Consider the following 678-nt stretch of genomic DNA (forward strand, 5'->3'; position numbering starts at 1 on the left):
CTTGGCCGCGTCGGGGTCGTCGGCCAGCACCGCCCGCAGGAAGTCGAATGGCGTCATGCCGCCCTTCTTGCCCCGCTTGACGTGGCCCTTCGTCATCTCCGATTCGAGGCCCCACTTGGAGGCGTAGGCCGCCGCCTTGCTGCCGTCATCGACGCGGCAGCCGTGGGCGTCCGAGGGGATCGGCAAGCCAGCCAGCCGGCAGGCGTTCTGCCAGAGCGGGGAGAAGGCAGCGTGCACGCTGGCGTTCGACCAGGACTTGTCCAGGAACAGCAGAACGTGCAGGTGCGGGTGGAAGCCGTTGGCCCCGTAGGTCACTTCGAAGGCCCGGATCGTGCCCTTGAGGCCCAGCAGCTCGCGCAGCTCCTGGCCGCGCTTGCCCTGCGTAGTGCGCTTCCAAGCCCCCATGAGCTTCTGCACGATGACCTTCACGTCGTCCCCGATCCCGTGGGGGATCGTCAGGGTCAGCAGCTTGACGTGCAGCCCGAGGCGCTTGGCAGCCTCCAAGGCGGCCACCAGCTCGACCCGCCGCCGCTCGCTGATCTTGGCCGCACAGTGGGCGCACGTCCAAAGACGGGCGCAGGTACGCACGCCCGAGTAGAACGCCTTCCCATGCTCCTTGTCCTTCCAGACCTTCACCGTCTGCTTGGGCAGGCGGCGCTGCATGCACTTTCCGGTGCG

General features: G+C 68.0%; 1 protein-coding gene. It reads right to left on the reverse strand.

Annotated features, from left to right (window positions below):
* Positions 1-678: protein rep (locus T472_RS19755; protein WP_160319132.1), on the reverse strand; the 678-nt coding region annotated here is incomplete at both ends.

Origin of the sequence: Youngiibacter fragilis 232.1, assembly GCF_000495435.3 — a bacterium.
Taxonomy (GTDB): Bacteria; Bacillota; Clostridia; order Clostridiales; family Clostridiaceae; genus Youngiibacter; species Youngiibacter fragilis.